General features: G+C 64.7%; 14 protein-coding genes. 8 read left to right on the top strand and 6 right to left on the bottom strand.

Going from position 1 to position 14,937, the window contains the following annotated elements; all coding sequences use genetic code 11:
• Window positions 1–181: 181 nt before the first annotated feature.
• A complete protein-coding gene (locus K940_RS0123910) occupies window positions 182–1,132 on the bottom strand; it encodes a GlxA family transcriptional regulator (RefSeq protein ID WP_028479542.1) in 951 nt (316 codons plus the stop codon).
• A 37-nt stretch (window positions 1,133–1,169) separates the two neighbouring features.
• Entirely contained in the window at window positions 1,170–1,523 is a 354-nt protein-coding gene (locus K940_RS0123905; protein ID WP_028479541.1) for a hypothetical protein, read from the bottom strand.
• Between the two features lie 610 nt (window positions 1,524–2,133).
• Here K940_RS0123905 and K940_RS0123895 point away from each other — a divergent pair.
• From K940_RS0123895 to K940_RS30135, 3 genes are all read left to right on the top strand, one after another.
• Window positions 2,134–3,339, top strand: a complete 1,206-nt coding sequence (locus K940_RS0123895) for a helix-turn-helix domain-containing protein (RefSeq protein ID WP_028479539.1) — start codon at window positions 2,134–2,136, stop codon at window positions 3,337–3,339.
• Between the two features lie 207 nt (window positions 3,340–3,546).
• Window positions 3,547–3,891, top strand: coding sequence for a helix-turn-helix transcriptional regulator (locus tag K940_RS0123890; RefSeq protein WP_028479538.1), 345 nt, complete (start codon window positions 3,547–3,549; stop codon window positions 3,889–3,891).
• Window positions 3,888–4,409 carry an SRPBCC domain-containing protein gene (locus K940_RS30135; protein WP_051407494.1) on the top strand — a complete coding sequence of 174 codons (522 nt, stop codon included), beginning with the start codon at window positions 3,888–3,890 and terminating at the stop codon, window positions 4,407–4,409. The genes K940_RS0123890 and K940_RS30135 overlap by 4 nt, the downstream gene beginning before the upstream one ends.
• Before the next feature lie 19 nt (window positions 4,410–4,428).
• Here the strand turns inward: K940_RS30135 and K940_RS0123880 are convergent, their stop codons facing one another.
• A complete protein-coding gene (locus K940_RS0123880; RefSeq protein ID WP_028479537.1) occupies window positions 4,429–5,013 on the bottom strand; it encodes a helix-turn-helix domain-containing protein in 585 nt (194 codons plus the stop codon).
• A 175-nt stretch (window positions 5,014–5,188) separates the two neighbouring features.
• Here K940_RS0123880 and K940_RS0123870 point away from each other — a divergent pair, with 175 nt between their 5' ends.
• Window positions 5,189–6,226: an asparaginase gene (locus tag K940_RS0123870; RefSeq protein WP_036530036.1), complete on the top strand. Its 1,038-nt coding sequence runs from the start codon at window positions 5,189–5,191 to the stop codon at window positions 6,224–6,226.
• Window positions 6,227–6,259: 33 nt separating this feature from the next.
• Window positions 6,260–6,859 (top strand): dCTP deaminase, encoded by a 600-nt coding sequence (gene dcd / locus K940_RS0123865; RefSeq protein WP_028479535.1) that lies wholly within the window; start codon window positions 6,260–6,262, stop codon window positions 6,857–6,859.
• A gap of 72 nt (window positions 6,860–6,931) precedes the next feature.
• Here dcd and K940_RS0123860 read toward each other — a convergent pair whose 3' ends face one another.
• Complete coding sequence (locus tag K940_RS0123860; RefSeq protein WP_028479534.1) at window positions 6,932–7,381, bottom strand: hypothetical protein; 450 nt, start codon at window positions 7,379–7,381, stop codon at window positions 6,932–6,934.
• A gap of 230 nt (window positions 7,382–7,611) precedes the next feature.
• On the opposite strand from K940_RS0123860, the gene K940_RS0123855 reads away from it, so the two are divergent.
• The 3 genes from K940_RS0123855 (at window position 7,612) to K940_RS0123845 (ending at window position 11,908) form a co-directional block, all read left to right on the top strand.
• Entirely contained in the window at window positions 7,612–8,928 is a 1,317-nt protein-coding gene (locus tag K940_RS0123855; RefSeq protein ID WP_081706607.1) for a DNA-binding transcriptional regulator, read from the top strand.
• A gap of 64 nt (window positions 8,929–8,992) precedes the next feature.
• Window positions 8,993–10,243, top strand: coding sequence for a pyridoxal phosphate-dependent aminotransferase (locus tag K940_RS0123850; RefSeq protein ID WP_028479532.1), 1,251 nt, complete (start codon window positions 8,993–8,995; stop codon window positions 10,241–10,243).
• Between the two features lie 390 nt (window positions 10,244–10,633).
• Complete coding sequence (locus K940_RS0123845; RefSeq protein WP_028479531.1) at window positions 10,634–11,908, top strand: YibE/F family protein; 1,275 nt, start codon at window positions 10,634–10,636, stop codon at window positions 11,906–11,908.
• A 119-nt stretch (window positions 11,909–12,027) separates the two neighbouring features.
• Here the strand turns inward: K940_RS0123845 and K940_RS0123835 are convergent, their stop codons facing one another.
• On the bottom strand, window positions 12,028–13,224 hold the full coding sequence (locus K940_RS0123835; RefSeq protein ID WP_231390495.1) for an Hsp70 family protein: 1,197 nt from the start codon (window positions 13,222–13,224) through the stop codon (window positions 12,028–12,030).
• Window positions 13,225–13,490: 266 nt separating this feature from the next.
• Window positions 13,491–14,813: a UDP-glucose/GDP-mannose dehydrogenase family protein gene (locus tag K940_RS0123830; RefSeq protein WP_028479529.1), complete on the bottom strand. Its 1,323-nt coding sequence runs from the start codon at window positions 14,811–14,813 to the stop codon at window positions 13,491–13,493.
• Window positions 14,814–14,937: the final 124 nt, after the last annotated feature.

Genomic DNA, 14,937 nt, shown 5'->3' with positions numbered 1-14,937 from the left:
GTTACGCCGATCATAGTTCATAGTTCGATGAAAGGTCATCACCTGCACACAACACAGTGGTATGTGCCGATATCCGACGCGGATGGGGCGGACATATCGGGCTGGATATCGGACTTTTCCCGATGCACTCCGAATTCATCGGTGTGGCTCCGAAAATACTCGGGCGGTGACGACGCGAGTGTCACCGCCCCAATGATCGGCGATAGGCCGCGGGAGTGGTCCCGGTCGTCGCGCGCAGGTGCACTCGCAGCGCGGTGACGCTGCCGAATCCGGATCGTGCCGCGACGACCTCGACCGGCAACTGTGTGGTTTCCAGTAGCTCACGGGCACGGGTGGTGCGTTGGGCATCCAGCCAGCGCCGTGGGGTGATACCCACCTCGGCCTTGAACCGCCGAATGAACGTACGCTCGCTCATGAGCGCGTGCGCCGCCAGTGCCGAAACATCCACCGCTGCCTCGGGTTCGGCGATAGCCCAGGCCAGCGTGGCGGCGAGACCGCTGGCGACCTCGTGTGCGCTGGAATGATCCGGGATGTACTGGGCTTGGCCGCCCTCGCGGTGTGGCGCGGTCACGTTCCACCGGGCCAATTCCGCCGCCGCCCGCGCACCCAGCTCGCGACGGACGAGGTGCAGGCACAGATCGAGGCCGGCCGACAACCCCGCCGAGGTGAGCACGTCACCGTCGTCCACGTACAGTGCCGTCGGGTCCAGTTTCACTGCCGGGTACCGTGCGGCGAACTCGTCGCAGTAGGCCCAGTGCGTCGTTGCCGGACGCCCGTCCAGCAGACCGGCCTCGGCGAGGATGAACGCACCGATACAGATACTCACGATGGTCGCTCCGCGGTCCGCCGCGGCCTGCAACGCGGCCGAGGCTTGCGGTGGAACAGGCAAGGTCGGAATACCGGTCCCGGGCACGACGACGATGTCTGCCTCGGTGAGCGCTTCGATTCCGTATTCCACCTGCAAATCGAAACCGTTCGGCGTCCACACCGGTCCCGGCCGTACCCCACACGTACGCATCTCGAACCCGCTCGGCTCGCCGTTGCGGCCTGGCCCGTGCCGAAACGCTTGCACGGCACAGGCCAGGTCGAAGGTCATGACACCGTCCAGAGCGAGTGCCACCACGTGCCTCATTCGACCAGTCTGGCACGAATTCGCCCATAGACGGTTTCTATGCCATGGGGGTGCGACTCCCGAGACTATCGCCAACAGGTGGTGGCGGACGGCGTGTGTAGGTGTGGTGAGGGGTAATGGTGATCAGGTCGCATTCTGCGATCAGTTCGGCGGGTAGGTGTGACGAGAAATGCCATAGGCATGGGGTGATCACCGCTCGGGCGGCGGCGTTGCGTGCAGCGGTGATCAATCGCGCGATCGGGTCGTGGGTGCGTGGCCCGAAGACGATCGTTTTCGACAGGGTGTAGCCGAGTCGTTGTGCGAGGCTGCGGATCTGGGTTTCATGCCAGTTCTGCGAGATGCCGGATATGTCGCGGCGTAGGTAGCCGATGGCGGTTGGTTTCGTGGTCATGACGGCAGGTCCGGTTGTGTTCGGTGGAAATCGGTGGCACAGCGCCTTCTGTCCCGCCTCGCGTGCGTTTCGATGAGTCCGGCTTCTATCACCGATTCGATGACGTCACCGAGGTCTTCGCCTGTGGCAGCGAGCATTTGTGTCCACGAAAATTCTGGACCGACCAGGCCATCCGAGTACACCGGGCTCCATACGCCGTTGTCTCGCTGCAACCATCCGACGGCCTGTTCGGATGGTGGTGGTTGTTCGAAGCCTGTCGGCGTATCGGGCAGTATTCGCAGTGCGCGTGCCAGCCTGGCCAGCAGCCACACGCTCGGTGGTGAATCCTGCTGTTGGGTCAAGCGGTATGGAGGCGAATGGGTAGTGGCACGGACGTTGTGGCCCATGAGGTCCTCGGTTCGTATCGGAGGGTTGCGCGGGAAGGCCCTCGGTCCCCGCGTGTGGCCGAGTGATGGTGCCGAGACGACAGCAGCGGGAACCGGGTGCTATTCGAGATCAGCACACGGAAATGCACCTGTGCAGGGCTAAGCTGTTTTCGAAGCGCCAGGTCCTCATTTGAAAACACATAGGGGGGTGCGGAATGCCGTCGACGAGGGAACGATCGTGTGGGATGGAACCAGACAGGACGGGTCGAACGCTGAGGCGGCTACGAACCGAACGCGGAATCAGTCTGCGGGAACTCGCAGGGCAGACCTTCTGTGACTACTCGCAGCTGGCGAATATCGAAGCGGGCCGTCGGTGGCCCAAGGATCGCGGGTGGGCCGAACGGGTCGACCGTGTACTCGACGGGCGCGGAGCGCTGATAGCCGCATGGGATGCCGATCAGGCGGAGCACGCGCGGCGCAATGACACAATGCGGATGGTGGACCGAGCGCGGCGGGAATCGGAAGCACTGCTCGCGACCCCGGACGTGGCTGCGCTGGACGACATACAGGAGGGCATTGTCGAAATCGCGCAAAATGCTCGGTTCGAATCCTATGATCGCACCCTCGGTCGCGCGATGGACATCCGCGCGGAGTTGATGCGCCGCCTCACGCTGGGTGCACACCGACCGGACGAGATACGCCAGTTGTGGATTGCCCTCGGGCGCGTGTGCGGTGTGTTGTCCTATGTGACGCTGGATTTGGGGCAAGCCGACACCGCACTCACGCACGCACGAGCATCGTTCCACTTGGGTGAGCGAGCAGAGCACGATCAGTTGCGGGCATGGGCGCGGGGCACGCAAGCTCTCGCCTTTCGGTTCGGCAAGGACTTCGAGCACGCGCGGGACGCGGCGACGGACGGCTTGAGGTACGCCACGCGATCCACCGGCACCGCCGAGTCCCGATTGTTGTGCGGTTTGGCCGCCTCGGTCGCGAACCTGGGGGACTCGGCGCGAGCCGTGGAGTTGCTCGACCGAGCAGAGCGTGCGCGTGATGCGGCGAGACCGGACTCGATACCTGGCCTGTTCACCTTCACATCAGCGAAACAGACCTACTACCGGGGATTTTCGCTCATGTGGGCAGAGGATGCGAAGACCCTGCGTAAGTCGGTCCAGGCCTCGGAGGAAGCCATCGCGGCCTGGCGACGGCAGCGGTCTCCGGGAGACGAGATGCTCTCGCACATCTATCTGGCTTCCGCGAGTGCGCGTCTCGGCGATGTCGACCGCAGTATTGCTGCGGTCATGCCGGTACTCGCCAACCCGATCAGTGCCCACTTCTCGTGGGTACGTATGCGCCTGACCCAATTGGAAGGGTTACTCGCCGAGCACTTCCCGGATTCGGCCGTCGCGAAGGACATGCGAGAAACCTTGGTGTCCTCCATTCGTTCGGCGTGACAGCATCATTTTCACTCTGTCGTGTTTCTGTAGACGATCGATATTGTTCTGTATGCCCATATCTACTCCCAAATATCTGGTCACATCGGTAGGGGCAATCGAAATTGGACACCAGCGGATCTTCTAGGTCAGGTGACACACTGGGGAGCGCAGCGCGACCCCACGTATTCATTGAACTCAAAGGTTCAGTGTTGTAAGGTGAACTGCATGGTTCACCAACATGGTCTGGACCGGGTGTTCGCCTCGCTGGCCGATTCGACCCGTCGAGGCATTCTGATCCGACTCGGCGCCGGCCCGGCCAGCATCGGCGAGCTCGCCGAGCCCACTGGGATGAGTTTGACCGGCATGAAGAAGCACGTTCAGGTGCTCGAAGACGCCGGACTCGTCGTCACCGAGAAGGTCGGCCGGTCACGCCAGTGCCGCCTCGGCGTTGCGCCGCTGGACGAGGCGATGGCCTGGATCGGCTTCTACCAACAACTCTGGGCTCGCCGCCTCGACGGGCTCGATGCCTACCTCACTCTCCAACCCGACCCGAAAGGACAGGATCTATGACGCTCGACCTGCGGATGACACGGCAACTGCCTGCGACACCCGAGGAAGTCTTCGACGCCTACACCGACGCCGAGAAGCAGCAGGCCTGGTTCACCATCCTCGACGAGCAGCCCGGCATCGTGGAGATCGAGGTCGATCTTCGGATTGGTGGACAGCAGACCGCGGTGTGGGGACCCAATCCCGACACGTTGTTTCGGGAGACGCAGACATTCGTCGAGATCGACCGCCCGCACCGGCTCGTCACCGAGTCCACCGGCGCCGGCCCGGATGGTATGACCATGACGACTCGTATCGAGGTGACGTTCGAAGAGGACGACGGCGGCACCCTGATGACCGTCGTCCACAGCGGCTTCCCAACTCCGGAGGTCCGTGACTTCTTCGTCGACGAGGGGTGGGACGGTGTGCTGGCTCGTATCGAGGCGTTCCTGGCCCGTCAGCGCGAAACCGATCCGGCTGGTGCCCAGGCTCTCTCGGGTGGCGGGCGTCCCGCCGACGCCACCACCACGCCAGAGCCATGACCAGCCACTTCACCACTCATCAGCGGCCAGTGGTCCTGGCTCGTACGTGAATGCGTTCCCCGTGCTTGCCGAACAGGCTGAGTACTTCCACGCTGCTGCGCCCGGCGGCGCCGAACCAATGCGGAGTCTGGCAGTCGAATTCTGCTGCTTCCCCAGGGGTCATGACGAAGTCGTGGTCACCGAGTTTGACCCGCAGCTGCCCGTGCAGCACATAGAGCCATTCGTAGCCTTCATGTGTGCGCAGGTGCGGCCGCCCCTCATGGGGGTGGATGAGGATCTTGTAGGCGCGTGGTTCGGTCTGCTGGCGCGAGAGCGGGATCAGTACCCGGCCCTCTCGTTTGGTGGCGTGCTGCGGTATACGCGGATCGACGATGCGCGGCGCGGCGACGATTTCGTCGAGCGGTATGCCGAGCGCCGCGGTGATCGGCAGCAGGAGTTCGAGGCTCGGTTTGCGTTGTCCCGATTCCAATCGGGACAACGTGCTGGTCGAGATGCCGGTGGCCCGGGTCAGGTCGGCCAGGCTGAGGCCCTTCTTCTCGCGGGCGCGCCGTAGCCGTGGAGCGACCTGCTCGAGTACGGCCCCGACACCGGGTTGCTCGTCCATGACCCCAGTAAACCAATGTTATCCCGGAATCGGCAAGATTGTTTGTCGTTCTGGCATATTGTCTCCAGTGCTCGTGGCGGGGCGAGCGCCATGAGTGCGACACCCGCGACACGGCGGACGAGTCGTCCGCCGTTTCCCGATGGACGCCCCTACTCCGGCTCGCTAGGCTGCCCGAATGCCCACAGCCGAACCTCCTCGCCGAGTGACCGTATTCGCCCTCGGCGGCACGATCGCCATGGGAGCCACCGCCGAGACCGGTGGTGCCGCGCTCTCGCTGTCGGCCGAGCAATTGCTGGCCGCTGTCCCGGGTTCGGCCGACACCGGTGTCGGCGTGGATGTCGTCGATTTTCGTCGGGTGCCCAGCGCGGCGCTGCGCGTTTCCGATATCAGCGCGCTCGCCGCGGCAATCCGTGACCGTGCGCGCGACACCGATGGGGTCGTCGTCATCCAGGGCACCGATACGATCGAAGAGACCGCGTACCTGCTCGACCTGCTGCACGCGGGGGTCGAACCGATCGTGGTGACCGGCGCCATGCGCAACCCCACCCTCGCCGGAGCCGATGGCCCGGCGAACATCCTCGCCGCGATCCACACCGCGGCTCATCCCGATGCGCGCGGACAGGGATGTCTGGTCGTGTTCAACGACGAGATCCACGCCGCCCGCCGGGTCCGAAAGACCCATACCATCTCGACCGCCACGTTCCGATCGCCCAATGGCGGGCCACTGGGCTATCTCGTCGAGGGCGTGCCTCGTTTTCTCAACCGACTCGCTCACCGCACCGTCGTTCCGGCCGACCCCGGCGACGATATTCGCGTGGCGCTGGTGCCGATCGTCCTCGGCGACGACGGCACAACGGTGCGCGCTGTCGCCGACCATGTCGATGGCCTGGTGATCGCCGGCCTCGGTGGGGGACACGTCCCGCCGCCGCTCGTCGAGGATCTGGAGGCCCTCGCCGCACGCATCCCCGTTGTGCTCGCGTCCCGCACCGCAGCGGGCTCGGTGCTGCGATCCACCTACGAGTTCGCCGGCTCCGAACGGGATCTCCTTGCCCGCGGCCTTGTCTGCGCAGGCTACCTCGACGCGCTGAAAGCCAGAATTCTGCTACACACCCTGCTGACCGCGCGATGCGATTCGTCGGTGATTCGCACGGCGTTCGAGGTGGCCGGAGCAACCGCTGCGCCTGGCACGTGGCCGTGGACAACCGGCGGCTGAACCGGCGTACCAGCTGGACGCTACGCTCGTCACGTGCTGCTTTCCGATCGTGACATCCGTGCGGAGATCGCTGCTGGGCGTCTGGGCGTGGATCCGTTGCTGGCGGACCTGATCCAGCCGTCGAGTATCGACGTACGCCTGGATCGGATGTTCCGGGTGTTCAACAACACCCGCTACACCCATATCGACCCCGCACAGCGGCAGGATGAACTGACCAGTCTGGTGGAACCGAACGAGGGCGAGCCGTTCGTACTGCACCCCGGCGAATTCGTGCTCGGTTCGACACTCGAGCTGTGCTCGTTGCCGGACGATTTGGCCGGCCGGTTGGAAGGTAAGTCGAGCTTGGGTCGGCTGGGCCTGTTGACCCACTCGACAGCAGGGTTCATCGACCCGGGTTTCAGTGGTCACATCACGCTGGAACTGTCCAATGTGGCGAACCTGCCGATCACGCTGTGGCCCGGAATGAAAATCGGGCAGCTGTGCCTGTTCCGACTGACCAGCCCCGCCGAGCATCCGTATGGCAGTGCGGCAGCAGGCTCGAAGTATCAGGGGCAACGCGGACCGACACCTTCGCGGTCGTATCTCAACTTCCCCATTCCGACGGCTGTGATCGACGCCGCCGAATCGCGCTGAACCGAATCGCGCTGGGAGGCAGCCTGCCACGCCGACCGGGCGGGCGGCAACGGGTACCGATCGCGGAGGTGATCAGTACCCGGTGCCCGCCCCCACCACGAGAGCCGCGGCGAGAATGCCGGACAACGGTGGGAGCGTGTCACCGCGGTTCGGCGGGTTGGCCCAGAAGCACCCTTCCCGGGTCCAGCGGCCGAGACCGGTCGGCAACATCACGGCACTGCCCACGGTGGGCAGTCCGATATCCAGACGATCGAATGCCGCCAGCAGCTGGGGTTCCGGTCGACTGTCCGGTCGGGCGAAGAAGCTCCATCGGATGTTTCTGGCCAGCACAGGAACTCGCACACCGTGGCGCCCCAATGCGGCACATACTTTTTCGGCCCGCACCTTCGGCAGGTGGACAACGCCGATGCGGCCGGTCACCGCAAGCATGGCGAAACCGCCGCGCCTACGAACGGGCAGCCCGAACTCGTCTCGATAGAACGCCACCCATTCGTCCACCGTCTCGACGTCCTCGTCCGCCATGGAGAACTCCTTGCCTTCTGCTTCCATGGTTCCGGTGGTCTCGGTGGTTCGGCATCGCCCGCACGCCCGTCTTCCACTGCCCTTCTGCTGCCTGTGATAGCAGGGGAGTTCGAACTGTGGCCATGCTCATAATTCACTCGTACCCTTGGGGGAGTGCGTGCGGAAGGGATGACACCGTGGTCAGGCATTGGTCAGGTAGAGAAGTCCGGGCCCTTCGCGATGCCAAACGAATGAGCATCAGGGAATTCGCTGCTCATCTGGGTGTGCACGAGCGGCTGGTGTCCAAATGGGAGTCCGGGGGAGCGCGAGTTCATCCGCGACCGATCAATCAGGCGGCTCTCGATACGTCGTTGGCCAGGTCCGACGAGGTGGTTCGGGCACGGTTCGCGGCGCTGGTCGATCAGCCGGTGATCGATCGAACCGCTGCGCCGGGACTCGATCCGTCGACCGATACCCCGATGCCCGTGCACTTTTCGAGCGAAGCGGACCTGTTGGCTCTCATAGACGCAGGTGCGATGAGAGGCGCTGCATTGGCAGCGATTTCGGAGAGGGATCTGATCATGGCGGCTGCCCATGAGGCCAGCGAGCACGTCGGCAGGGCCGAGAGCACGAATGTCGGTTCGACCACATTGGAGCAACTCGACGCCGATGTCGCGCGCATCGCCAACGACTACGTGCGTATTCCGCCGGTTCCGATGATGGTGGAGATGCTGCGGGTTCGACGCCGGGTGTATCGGCTGCTGGAGGGCCATCAGCGTCCTGTCGATACCAGCCATCTGTATTTGCTGGCAGGCACGTTGTCGGGGCTGCTCGCCAATGCGAGCACCGATCTCGGTCATTACGACGCGGCGGGTGAACAAGCGCGGGCCGCCTGGGCGTATGCGGAACTGTGCGGGCACAACGGGTTGCGGGCCTGGACTCGTGGCATGCATGCGCTGATCGAGTACTGGTCGGGTCGCCCACGCCGGGCGGTTGCGCTCGCACGCAACGGGCAGGAGTTCGCCGAGTCCGCCACAGCGACTGTGCGTCTGCTCAATGTCGAGGCTCGAATCTGGTCTGCTCTGGGCAGCGCCGCCGACACCGGTCGATGTCTGCGCGCGGCCGCCCATGCCCGCGAGCTGAGCGCGACCGACACGCTGCACGATGCGGTCGGCGGGGTTTTCGGGTTCACCGATGCCAAGGCGAGCTACTATGCCGGCGCGACCTACATCCACCTCGGTGAGGCGCAGCCCGCACTGGCTGCGACGCAGCGGGCGATCGCACTGTATTCGAACGGGCCGTCCGAAGCGCGCTCCTATGGTGCGGAAGCCCTGGCCCGGGTGGACTGCGCGGCCGCTCACCTGATCAATGGGTGCCTGGACGGCGCAGCCGAGGCCTTGCATCCGGTACTCGGATTGCACGAGGACATGCGGATCGCGCAACTCGAGGCACGGCTGAGCGGCGTGCGGCGGCGGATCGCGGCCCCGGCTTTCCGTGGCGCGGTCGCAGCGCGGCAATTGGACGAGCGGATCGAAGAGTTCTGCGGTTCCACCGCCGCTACAGAGTGATCGTCGGGCTACCTGGCGTGCCCCACCGCGCCGTGCCGGTAATCGAGTTGCGCCGGATGGCACCATGGGACGGGTGAGTCATCATCCGCACCGCGCCCCGCGTGTCCTGGAGCAGTCCACGAAGCTGCAGGATGTCGTCTACGAAATTCGTGGACCAGTACTCGCGCACGCGGCACGGCTGGAGGCCGAGGGACATCGCATCCTCAAACTCAATATCGGCAATCCCGCGCCGTTCGGGTTCGAAGCGCCGGACGTGATCATGCGTGACATCATTGCGGCACTGCCGTATGCCCAAGGCTATTCGGAATCCAAGGGTGTCCTCTCGGCCCGGCGCGCGATCGTGACCCGGTACGAACTCGTGCCCGGTTTCCCCGAGCTCGACGTCAACGACGTATACCTCGGCAACGGCGTCTCCGAACTGATCACCATCACCATGCAAGCGTTGTTGGACAATGGCGACGAGGTGCTGATTCCCGCCCCGGACTACCCGTTGTGGACCGCTATGACCAGCCTGGCCGGCGGTACTCCGGTGCACTACTTGTGTGACGAGGCCAACGGGTGGCAGCCCGACATCGCCGATATCGAATCGAAGATCACCTCCAAGACGAAGGCGCTGCTGGTGATCAATCCGAACAATCCCACCGGTGCGGTCTACTCCGCCGAGGTGCTGCAGCACTTGGTCGACCTCGCGCGCAAACACCAGTTGCTGCTGCTCGCCGACGAGATCTACGACAAGATCCTCTACGATGACGCGAAGCACATCTCGCTGGCGAGTATGGCGCCCGATCTGTTGTGTCTGACGTTCAATGGGTTGTCCAAGGCATACCGGGTCGCCGGATACCGGTCGGGCTGGTTGGCGATCACCGGGCCCAAGGACCACGCCGCCGGATTTCTGGAGGGCGTCGACCTGCTTGCCTCTTCCCGGCTGTGTCCGAATGTTCCCGCGCAGCACGCGATTCAGGTCGCGCTCGGTGGCCATCAGAGCATCGAGGACTTGATTCTGCCCGGCGGTCGGTTGCTCGAACAGCGCGATGTCGCCTGGGAGCGGCTGAACATGATTCCCGGAGTGTCTTGTGTGAAGCCGAAGGGCGCCCTGTATGCGTTCCCGAGGCTGGATCCGAACGTCTATGAGATCTACGACGACGCCAAGCTGATCCTGGACCTGCTACTGCAGGAACGGATCTTGATGGTCCAAGGCACCGGTTTCAATTGGCCTCACCACGACCATCTCCGGATCGTGACCTTGCCGTGGGCGCGGGACCTCGCGGTTGCCATCGAACGCTTCGGCAACTTCCTCAGCAGCTACCGCCAGTAGCGCTGTCGCCGTTGTCACGTTGCTGCCCCGCTTACAGGCCAAAAACAAACCTTACGTACGGATACTCGCCGAAGTTCGCGACCTAGTAGCGCAAAAGAACGACTTTTGTGTACAGTAGTCCTCGGCACCTCGAAGTGCCCGGCCGGATTGCCTATCCCCCTTGGGTATATTCGGCCCCGGGTTGGGCCGCCTACCCCCCTGGGCGGCCTGCCCGCGGGCGGCGGAGACGTCCCCCTGCTCTCCGCCGCCCCTTCCCGCACCTGCTACCGTCTCGCGATCAGTTCGTGTTGGCTGCGTATCCGCTGTGCGTTGTGGGCACTGACCCGATCTTGAAAATGAAATCCCTTATGCTCACTGCGGACAGCATCACGCCGGACAGGTAGGAGCGCGGTGAGCGACCATCATCATCACGATCATTCTGGACCGATCGCCATCGGCGCGACTGCGGCGCGGGTGGTCATCGGGCTGCTGGTCGCGATCGGCGGTCTCGTCGTCATCGGTGCGATCGCGCTGTGGCCGAGTGAACAGCATGTCGACATTCCCGCACCGCTGCAGAACGCGGGCGGCGGCGCAGTGCGCACCGAGGCGGGGACAGTATTGCGCCAAGATGTCGGCCCCTGCGGCAGCCCGTCATTGGGCAAGGTGTTCGTCGACGAGCCCATGCAGCCGCGCAACACTGCCTACACCTGTCAGCGCAATCTGATCGCGATCGAGTCCGGCCCGCACGAGGGCAACCGCACCTTGTTCGAAATCGCTCCCGGACCAGGGCAACCCGACCTGCACGCCGGTGACCGGATCCGGCTGGTGCGACAAGCCGACCCGAGCGGCATGCCGCTGTATTCCTTCGACGACTACGCTCGCGGGCTGCCGCTCGCTCTGATTGCACTGGCATTCGTGCTCGTGATCATCGTCGTGGCGCGCTGGCGCGGGGTTCGTGCACTACTGGGGCTGGTGTTCGCCTTCGCGGTGCTCGTGTTCTTCTTGTTGCCTGCCTTGCTGGATGGCAAACCCGCGATCCCGGTGGCGCTGGTCGCCGGCTCGTTGATCCTCTACGCGGTGCTGTATTTGGCGCATGGGGTGAACCTTCGCACCAGTTCGGCGTTGCTCGGAACACTGACCTCGATGGCGCTCGCGGCGGCCCTGTCGTGGCTGACCATCGAGTTGACCACTGTGACCGGGCTTTCCGAGGAACAGAACACCAACGTGGCGACGTATATCGCGCACGTCAGTATCACTGGGCTGCTGTTGGCCGGGTTCATCATCGGCTCACTCGGTGTGCTCAACGACGTCACCATCACCCAGGCGTCTGCCGCGTTCGAGTTGGCCGCGATCGACGAATCGGCATCGCGGCGGGAGATCTTCGCCGCAGCAATGCGCGTGGGACGAGACCATATTGCCAGCACGGTCTACACCTTGGTGCTGGCCTACGCCGGTGGAGCACTGCCACTGTTGCTGCTGTTCAGTGTCGCGGGACGGTCCATCCGCGATGTCCTGGTCGGAGATGCCGTCGCTATCGAGATCGCACGCTCTGCGGTCGGCGGTATTGCGCTGGCGCTGTCGGTGCCGTTGACAACAGGTATTGCCGTCTTGCTGGCTCGCCCGCTCGGGGGCAAGGATGCCAGCCCTCCGGTGCGGCCGCGTCACGCGCGTCACGCGCGGGTCTGAATCGGATCGGCCGGCGCAGTGCCGACTGGGGCCTCGGTCTTCTCGAACAACGATTCCAGGTCGGTTTCCAGAGCACCTGCTTGCGCATCGTGACGCCGGGCGGTGCGCACGAGCCCGGTTCAGGGTGGCGGCGGAGGAGGGAAAGGGAAGAGTTCCGGCGGGATGGTGGGCAGCACGATCGGCGGAAGTCCAGGAACCACAATGGTGTTCGGGCCGGGCGGCGGTGGCGGTGGTGCCTCGCTCGGAGTCTGGGACCGGTTGGGTGGCGGCACCAACAACGATTCCTGCACCAATGGTTCTGTGGCGCTCGGCACGGCCGCGATCTGGGGATCGAGGTCGGTGGTTCGCGGCGCGCTCGTCTGCGGTCCCGTGGGCGGCGCCTCTTGGGTATGTGAATCGCGTTCCAGCACCTCTGGCCCGTAGCCGAGGCCGAGCCCGATCGCGGCGACCACCACCAAGGCGCTGACGGTCAACACCGCTCCATTGATCTCGCGTTTGCCACGGGTGGCGGGCGCGGACAGCCATGCCGGCGACAGCCGCTCGTCATCGAGCGCCGTCCTCGGAATAGGAGGTCTCGGGTGGGTCGGCCTGGCCAGAAGTGCAGCGCCGCGCGCGGTCACGGTCTCCGGGCAGTCCGGAACGATGACCGGCACCCCCATCGAGCGTTCGAGCACCGCGGCGATCAACGGGATTCGGGCGCATCCACCGATGGCGAGGACACCGTCGACCGGACAGTTGGTACGCAGGACCGCATTGTGGGCCATGCGCGCCGACGACTCGATGGCCAGGGTGATCAGCGATTCGAAATTCTCCTGTGCCAACAGCACCAGCCCCTGCTTGCTGGGCAGAGCCACGGCGGTATTGGTCGTCAGCTGTTCTTTCGCCTCCCGGCACAGAGCGTCGAGTGCGCCGAGGCCGGCGATATCCGGCGGATGGGCGATGCGACCCGACGCGATCTGCTGCTCGCGGATGAGTGAATCGAGATAGTCGCCGCTGATGTCGCTGGAGCGTTCGCTGTAGTGGACCCTTCGAGTCCGGGCGTCGATCACACTCACCGACAGACCAGAGCTACCCAGATCGTAGACGAGCAGCGAGGATTGGTCGCCGACCGAATGCGTCGCGTAGGCGAAGTCCAGTGCGGCTGCGACTTCCGGCACCAGTTCGTAATTGGTCAACTGCTGGCGTGCCATCGCTGCCCGAATCGTGTGAGCGTGTTGCTCGCTGCGGTAGGCAATCGCAACGGCGCCTATATCCGGCGAGGACTCCAGCGTGACCCCGATGGCTTCGGCAGTGAACTCTTCTACACTCCGGTCCACGACCGGAATGGTCTGTACGTCGAAGGAGTGGGGCGAAACATGCCCGGCAGAGCTACCGGCATGTGGTCGCGCCATGCGAATGGCGCCAACCCCCACCGAAACTCCCAGTACCGAACTCATCAGCTGCCCATCTCGTTTCACGCGTCACGACATGCGAGCCTGCTCCGTCTTTCGGCCGCGGCCCACTGGACGGACCCTACCGCCGGTGATCAACTGTGCTCGAGGCAGGCTCGTCCATCCAGCTGGGACTGCCTCGCAGCGCAACTCTACGGCGTGCCGAGTCCCGCGTACACCCATCCGGCAGCCCGCCACGTGGCACGATTGAGACAGTTCCGACCGTCGATGATCGAACGCACACGCACCACCTGGTCCAAGTCCTGGGGGCGCAGCGCGGTGAACTCGTCCCATTCGGTGAGCACCAGCACGACATCGGCGAATTCGCACGCCTCGGTGACCGACGTCGCGTAATTCAGTGTCGGGAATACCCGGCGTGAATTCTCCAGCGCCTTGGGGTCGTACACGGTCACCTCCGCGCCCCGGAGTCGAATCATCCCTGCCACATGGAGCGCGGGCGAGTCGCGGACATCGTCGGATTCCGGTTTGAAGGCTGTGCCGAGTACAGCGACGTCGGCGCCGCGCAGTGTGCCGCCACAGGCGCGAGCGGCCATGTCCACGACCGTGGTGCGGCGGCGGGTATTGATGTGGTCTACCTCACGAAGAAAGGCTACGGCGTGATCGGCGCCGAGTTCACCGGCACGCGCCATGAACGCCCGAATATCCTTCGGTAGACATCCGCCGCCGAAACCCACACCCGCGTCCAGGAATCGGCGGCCGATCCGGGCGTCGTAACCGAGAGCGTCGGCCAGCACGGTGACGTCGGCGCCGGTCGCCTCGCAAACATCCGACACGGCATTGATGAACGAAATCTTCGTCGCCAGAAACGCGTTCGCGGAAACTTTGGTCAATTCCGCAGTGGCCAGGTCGGTCAGCAAGAAAGGGACATCGGCGGCGATCGGCTCGGCATAGATCTCCCGGATCAGCGCCTCGACCCACGCGGCGGCGTCGCGACCCTGGTCTACGCCAAGGACCAGCCGATCCGGACGTAGCGTGTCGGAGACCGCGAAGCCTTCGCGCAGAAACTCCGGGTTCCACGCCACCTCGACGTCGGTGGCACTCGATGCGCGGGCGCGAGCGCCGAGCGCCGCGGCTGTGCCGACCGGAACCGTCGATTTGCCGACGATCACCGAAGGGCGCTCCAACATGGGTGTGAGCGTGTCGACCACGGAGTGGACATGTCGCAGGTCTGCGGCGTACTCACCCCGCTTCTGCGGGGTGCCCACGCCGAGGAAATGCACCTGTGCGTGCGCGGCCGCCTCGGCGTAGGAGGTGGTGAACCGCAACCGACCTGCGGCGAGGTTGCGGCGCAGCACCTCCTCCAAGCCGGGTTCGTAGAACGGCGCCACCCCGTCGGACAATTTCGCGACCTTTCCTGGGTCGACGTCCACCCCGACGACATCGTGTCCGAGTTCGGCCATGCACGCCGCGTGCGTGGCTCCGAGATACCCGGTACCGAAGACTGTGCATCGCATAAAAGATTGGTATGCCCTGCCGATGGCGGCGCCGCGTCACCGAGGCAAGAGGCCGGGCAACGGCAGATGTACAAGCGGAGACGTCAGCTACTGCGCATTCGTGGGTGACGCGGGACTCGCCAGG

The organism is Nocardia sp. CNY236, from assembly GCF_000482385.1.
Taxonomy (GTDB): domain Bacteria; phylum Actinomycetota; class Actinomycetes; order Mycobacteriales; family Mycobacteriaceae; genus Nocardia.
This window is presented reverse-complemented; position numbering and strand designations above follow the sequence as displayed.

Excerpts from the sequence above, each read along its gene's own strand:
- K940_RS0123910 (WP_028479542.1), bottom strand. The coding sequence starts at position 1,132 with ATGAGGCACGTGGTGGCACTCGCTCTGGACGGTGTCATGACCTTCGAC.
- K940_RS0123905 (WP_028479541.1), bottom strand. The coding sequence starts at position 1,523 with ATGACCACGAAACCAACCGCCATCGGCTACCTACGCCGCGACATATCC.
- K940_RS0123895 (WP_028479539.1), top strand. The coding sequence starts at position 2,134 with ATGGAACCAGACAGGACGGGTCGAACGCTGAGGCGGCTACGAACCGAA.
- K940_RS0123890 (WP_028479538.1), top strand. The coding sequence starts at position 3,547 with ATGGTTCACCAACATGGTCTGGACCGGGTGTTCGCCTCGCTGGCCGAT.
- K940_RS30135 (WP_051407494.1), top strand. The coding sequence starts at position 3,888 with ATGACGCTCGACCTGCGGATGACACGGCAACTGCCTGCGACACCCGAG.
- K940_RS0123880 (WP_028479537.1), bottom strand. The coding sequence starts at position 5,013 with ATGGACGAGCAACCCGGTGTCGGGGCCGTACTCGAGCAGGTCGCTCCA.
- K940_RS0123870 (WP_036530036.1), top strand. The coding sequence starts at position 5,189 with ATGCCCACAGCCGAACCTCCTCGCCGAGTGACCGTATTCGCCCTCGGC.
- K940_RS0123860 (WP_028479534.1), bottom strand. The coding sequence starts at position 7,381 with ATGGCGGACGAGGACGTCGAGACGGTGGACGAATGGGTGGCGTTCTAT.
- K940_RS0123855 (WP_081706607.1), top strand. The coding sequence starts at position 7,612 with ATGAGCATCAGGGAATTCGCTGCTCATCTGGGTGTGCACGAGCGGCTG.
- K940_RS0123850 (WP_028479532.1), top strand. The coding sequence starts at position 8,993 with ATGGGACGGGTGAGTCATCATCCGCACCGCGCCCCGCGTGTCCTGGAG.
- K940_RS0123830 (WP_028479529.1), bottom strand. The coding sequence starts at position 14,813 with ATGCGATGCACAGTCTTCGGTACCGGGTATCTCGGAGCCACGCACGCG.